The organism is Mesorhizobium sp. M4A.F.Ca.ET.090.04.2.1 (assembly GCF_003999085.1).
Taxonomy (GTDB): domain Bacteria; phylum Pseudomonadota; class Alphaproteobacteria; order Rhizobiales; family Rhizobiaceae; genus Mesorhizobium.
In genome coordinates, this window is record NZ_RZOT01000454.1 from 1 (window position 1) to 5,038 (window position 5,038).

At 57.5% G+C, this 5,038-nt stretch carries 6 protein-coding genes; 2 read left to right on the top strand and 4 right to left on the bottom strand.

Annotated features, from left to right (window positions below; translation table 11 throughout):
* Nucleotides 1–827 precede the first annotated feature (827 nt).
* From EN781_RS25430 to EN781_RS25445, 4 genes are read right to left on the bottom strand one after another with little or no spacing between them, the layout of a single operon-like run.
* A complete protein-coding gene (locus EN781_RS25430) occupies nt 828–1,511 on the bottom strand; it encodes a transporter substrate-binding domain-containing protein (RefSeq protein WP_126056254.1) in 684 nt (227 codons plus the stop codon).
* The gene (hpaI, locus tag EN781_RS25435) at nt 1,495–2,289 is read right to left on the bottom strand and encodes a 4-hydroxy-2-oxoheptanedioate aldolase (RefSeq protein WP_126056255.1); all 795 of its coding nucleotides are present in this window, start codon (nt 2,287–2,289) and stop codon (nt 1,495–1,497) included. The genes EN781_RS25430 and hpaI overlap by 17 nt, the downstream gene beginning before the upstream one ends.
* A gap of 8 nt (nt 2,290–2,297) precedes the next feature.
* Entirely contained in the window at nt 2,298–3,080 is a 783-nt protein-coding gene (locus EN781_RS25440) for a fumarylacetoacetate hydrolase family protein (RefSeq protein ID WP_018237596.1), read from the bottom strand.
* Between the two features lie 24 nt (nt 3,081–3,104).
* Entirely contained in the window at nt 3,105–3,950 is an 846-nt protein-coding gene (locus EN781_RS25445; RefSeq protein ID WP_245492652.1) for an intradiol ring-cleavage dioxygenase, read from the bottom strand.
* Between EN781_RS25445 and EN781_RS35530 the strand changes: the two genes are divergently transcribed.
* Nucleotides 3,888–4,094 carry a hypothetical protein gene (locus EN781_RS35530; protein WP_245492653.1) on the top strand — a complete coding sequence of 69 codons (207 nt, stop codon included), beginning with the start codon at nt 3,888–3,890 and terminating at the stop codon, nt 4,092–4,094. The two genes, EN781_RS25445 and EN781_RS35530, sit on opposite strands and share 63 nt — an antisense overlap.
* 159 nt (nt 4,095–4,253) lie before the next feature.
* Nucleotides 4,254–4,991: a GntR family transcriptional regulator gene (locus EN781_RS25450; RefSeq protein ID WP_126056257.1), complete on the top strand. Its 738-nt coding sequence runs from the start codon at nt 4,254–4,256 to the stop codon at nt 4,989–4,991.
* Nucleotides 4,992–5,038 lie beyond the last annotated feature (47 nt).

Consider the following 5,038-nt stretch of genomic DNA (forward strand, 5'->3'; position numbering starts at 1 on the left):
GACACGGCCTTATAAACGCTATTGTACTTCACAGCGCTCGAACCGTTCGAAAGCACTTTACTTGATCCGGAATATGGCCGCAGATCGCGTCTGCCCCATCGGAGCTGGAGATTCTCAGTCGAGTAGGAGGCAGATACGGACACGAAGGCAATTCATAGGGCAGCGAAAATCGCCGCCGAAACTACGCTATTGCCGCCGTTTTCCCTCTACTCCCTACTCACTTGTTTTAAACCCATCTAAATCATTGATTTAGATGGGTTTTTTCTTCGTATTGGCCTGAATTTCCGACACGCAGGCCGCCAAAAAGTTGCGATATTGATTTTAAAGAGAAAATTGTCGCAAAAATTCTTTTGAGATTTCCGCAACTATCGGTGTCAATCGGCCGATTTTCGCTCTCACGGTGTTCGGTCGCACACTGGACTCGAACGCAAAAAGTACCGTCAGCACAATCTATCACGCCCCGCTGGAGCGATCCATCCATCGCGAACCAAAAGAGCTGGCCTGCTCCATCGGGGTTCGCCTGAAACTCAACCGCTCCGAAGTCAGAAGGATCAGCGTTCTCGAGAATGAGGGGGGCATCGTCGGGACGGATGCGGTTCCATAGATCCCAGGTTGGGTCCCCACGGTACCGCGCGAGGCGATCTAAACGAGATCAGCGAGCCCGCAGCAGGCAGCAGGGATCCAATTCGGATCCCTGCTGCCTGCTGCGGCGTCGTCGGCCTCAAGGCCTCGCGCGATCGTTTCCCGGTGAACCGCGCCTGGGAGAGTGTCTCTACCGAAGGGCCGTTGACGAGAAACGTGCTCGACAGCGCCCTGCGGCTCTCTCTTCAATTGCTCGGCTTACCCGCACTGCAATGCTGCTGGATGAAGTCCGACAGGAATGTTGAAGCGTGAACGCACCTCCGATGGACAGCGATCGCCTGAGGCACTTTCGAGAATGTCCCCTCAACAACGCGGAAACCTGGATTCTCTTCGCAGAAACGTGACAGGGACTCAGTCAAGCCCGCAGCAGCATCGCACTGGGAGGACATAAGCATGTGCAGGGCGGAGGCGGGATTTTCGGTTTGGAGGAGGATCGCATTTCTAACCTGTCGCTCAAGCTGCTTTGTATACGCAGCGGTTTTGGCGGCGGCGATGCGCACCCCTTCGACGTCGACGTCCCCCACGCTGCCTAGCGGGCTGCTGTCTGACACCAGAAAGCTGGCGGTCACGGTGGTATAGGGGGCCGAGAAGGATAACATGTCGGCACGTGACGGATCGGGAGCAATGAATGCAACGTCCCACTCGTTGCCTTCGGCAGCCGCAAGAATGTCAGCGGCCGATCCGTATCGAACCAGCGACAAACAGCAGTCGAGTTCTTCCGCAAGTGTGATCGCGATCCGCGCGCTCGGTCCTGTTAGAACGCCTGTCACTGGATCGAGTTGGACAAGTGCGGCATTCGACATGTTGACCGCGGCTCTGATGACTCCCGTCGGTGCGATTTCAGTGAGGAGTTCATCGCGTTCCGGCATCGCGGGGCGCTCCTTGCGATGCAAATCGTGCCGCGAGTGCTTCCGATCCCCTCGCCAGAACAGCGACATCGACACCAACGGCAGTAAATAGTGTTCCCAGCGAGATGCACCGTGCCGCGAACTTCTCATCCGGGGTAAGAATGCCCGCAGGCTTGCCCAACGCTTTCAGGCGTTCAATCGCGCCGACAATTGCATCGACCACCTCCGGGTGGCTCGGTTGTCCCCTGTGTCCGAAACTCGCTGCAAGGTCTGCCGGTCCTACGAATACGCCATCCACTCCCTCTACCGAAGCAATCGACTCGAGGTTGCCAAGCGCTTCCCGCGTCTCAACTTGCAGCAACAGGCAAATTTCCCGTTCCGCATTTTGCGCATAGTGCGCAACTCGGCCGAAACGAGTGGCGCGTGTCAGCGCAGAAACACCACGAATTCCATCCGGAGGATATCGCACGGCCGCGACTGCGGCTTTCGCCTCTTCAGCGTTCTGAACGTAGGGGATGAGCAGTGTCTGAACGCCGATATCCAGGAAGCGCTTGATCAGAACGGGGTCGTTGATGGCCGGGCGGACGACTGGGGAAACGTCGTATGATGCGACCGCTTGCAATTGTGGCAGGACGGTCAGAACGTCACCCGGGGAATGTTCCGTATCGAACAGGAGCCAATCGAAACCTGAAGGCGCGACGATTTCCGCGGCGTAGTTTCCCGGCAGGCCACACCACAGGCCGATCTGACTTTGACCAGCAAGGAGCTTCCGCTTGAACCGATTGACGGGATGATCCAACTGGCACCTCACACGAACGACACACCGATGGAGCCAACAGGGCCATAGTCGGCCTGGATGACATCACCTTTCGCGATATCGACAGGACGCGTGAAGGAGCCGGCCAGGACTATTTGTCCCTTCTTCAGGCCACCGCCCACAGCATGAAGTTTGTTGACCAGCCACGCGATGCCGGCTGCCGGATGTCCCATGATCGCCGCCGACACGCCCGACTCCTCGATGATGCCGTTCTTGGAAAGAGTCGCTCCGACCCAACGGATATCGATGTCCATCGGGCGAATTATACGGCCGCCAACGACGAGGGCGCCGAAAGCCGCGTTGTCCGCAATTGTATCCGTGATCGCTCGAGGGACTTCGGTCCGATAGTCGATAATCTCGAGCGCCGGGACAACGAATTCGGTCGCACGCATGACGTCATAGATCCTGGTGCCGGGCCCGACGAGATCCTCACCCATAACAAAGGCCAGCTCGACCTCAAGGCGCGGCTTGATAAACAAGTCAGCCCTGATCTGCGCTCCGTCGTTGTAAAGCGCATCGTCAAGAATGCAGCCATAGTCCGGCTCCGTCATCTTCGAAGCCATCTGCATTGCGCGTGACGTCAGGCCAATCTTATGCCCGACGATCCGTGCGCCCTTGGCTACCCTCGCCTCCGCCCACAAAGCCTGAATTCGGTAGGCGTCCTCGAGCTCGAGGTTCGGGTAGGTCTCGCTGGGCTGTATGATCGGCTTGCGCTCGATTTCAGCTTTGAGCAGCGCGTCTGCCGCGGCCCGGCGTTCTTCTTCGGTGATCATATCGTTTGCTCAGCTGATTGTGATTTATTTGATCGGGGGACGCGGCAAAACGGCTTCGCCGGGCTCCATGGCATAGGTGTAGTCGAGCGAGAACCACGGACCAGGAATATCCGCTTCGGTCGGATGGGGCTCCTCATGACGAACGAAGTCGCCGGTCAACGCTGCCGTGACACCGAACTGAACATCGGAGCCGATGTTCGGGTCGCTGGGGTCGAAGACCTGGGAAATCAGCGTCTTGTATCCATACTTGAAGATCAGTGCGTGCAGGTGCGCGGGTCGGTACGGATGGCGTCCCTGAGCTTTGAGCAGGCGTCCGACCACGCCATCGACCGGGATCGGATACCCGACCATCTTGACGGTCCTGAACCAGAACCGACCTTGCTCGTCGGTCGTGAATTTGCCGCGCAAGTTCATCTCGGCCTGGTCCGGGTCCTGGTTTTCATAAAGACCGACGGGAGATGCATGCCAGACATCCACTTCAGCGCCGGCAATTGGCTTACCGTCGCGGTCAACGACCTTGGCATGCACGAATAAGGGAGTGCCCGGCGTCTCGGATCGGATGATCGACGCGCCATTTTCGACTCGCGGAGAGTTGAGGCGCCAGAATGGACCCAACAGCGACTGGGAGGTCTCGGTCTGTCCTCTGTCGCCATTGTTCAGCAGGCAGACAAGTGAAGACACGCCAAGAGAACCGGCCATCAGCACAAACTCGTTGTGGTGATCAGTATGCAGTTGCCCGATCTCGTTCAGCATGGCTGTCGCCTCCCGAAACTCGACCTCAGTCAGTCGAACCTCGCGCACGAAAGCATGAAGATGCGCGACCATCGACACGAGGATTTCTCGCAGGCGGGGGTCTTCAGTGCGATTCATCACAGCGAGGACGGCTGGCGTCAGATCGCTTTCGGTTTTGATTACCATAAGGGGCTACCTCCCGATTTGCCCGACTATCAAAATAATCGATTATCTGTCAAGGCCACCGTGGCGCATTGTCGTGACACCAAGATGCCAAAATAATCGAGACGAACACGTCTAAATTGTTGATTTAACTCTATTTAATCGAAGGAAGCGAGGTTACCTCGTGGCTTTTTTCGCAGATTTCATCGCGTCCGAAGTTGACAAGAATAATCGTTTATAATACCGATCATCGACGAATGAATCTTGGGAGCCGGGACAATGGTACCGCATGATGACGGCGCATCTGCTCCGCCGGCAGAAGATGCTCCATCGTCTTCTGGATTCCTCGACGACGGCAAAAACACGATTGGGAGCCAGCTTGCATCCCGTCTTCGTGAGGCGATCATCTCCGGCGAGCTTCAGGCCGGCAGCAAGATCAATCTCGACAAGGCGCGCAAGACGTTCAACGTAAGCCTCAGTCCGCTGCGTGAAGGGTTGGCGCGGCTGATATCGGACGGTCTAGTGGAGTTCGAGGACAATCGCGGCTACCGCGTTTCATCAATCTCCCTGGCAAATCTGGAAGAGATCACCGTCCTGCGCGAAGAGCTCGAAGTCTTTGCCCTTCGCGAGTCCATGCGGATCGGCGATGTGGAGTGGGAAGGCAACGTCATGCGCGCGCTGCATCGCCTTAACCGCACTGAGCGTGACGCGGCCCGCCCCGAGACACTCGAGCGCTGGGAAGAGTTCCACCGCGAATTCCATCTGACACTTATTTCCGGCTGCGGGAAGCCAATCCTGCTCCATTTCTGCAGCCTGCTGCTTAATCTCAACGACCGTTATCGCCGGGTGTTTCTGACCCGCACGTCGGGTGACCGCAACGTCAGCCAGGAGCACAGTGAGATCGCTCAGGGAGCCGTCGCCAGGGATCTGGACTATGCGTGCGATATGTTGCGTCAGCATATCCACCGCACGGGAACCAATCTGCGCAACCACCTTGCGACAAAGGGCACCTTGTGATGACCGTCGCGACGCCAGGGCCGGGCCTTGAACTGGGCGTAGCGCAT

What these genes read in the sequence shown, in the direction of transcription:
- EN781_RS25450 (WP_126056257.1), top strand. Translation starts at nt 4,254, where the DNA reads ATGGTACCGCATGATGACGGCGCATCTGCTCCGCCGGCAGAAGATGCT.
- EN781_RS25445 (WP_245492652.1), bottom strand. Translation starts at nt 3,950, where the DNA reads ATGAATCGCACTGAAGACCCCCGCCTGCGAGAAATCCTCGTGTCGATG.
- EN781_RS35530 (WP_245492653.1), top strand. Translation starts at nt 3,888, where the DNA reads ATGAAGATGCGCGACCATCGACACGAGGATTTCTCGCAGGCGGGGGTC.
- EN781_RS25440 (WP_018237596.1), bottom strand. Translation starts at nt 3,080, where the DNA reads ATGATCACCGAAGAAGAACGCCGGGCCGCGGCAGACGCGCTGCTCAAA.
- EN781_RS25430 (WP_126056254.1), bottom strand. Translation starts at nt 1,511, where the DNA reads ATGCCGGAACGCGATGAACTCCTCACTGAAATCGCACCGACGGGAGTC.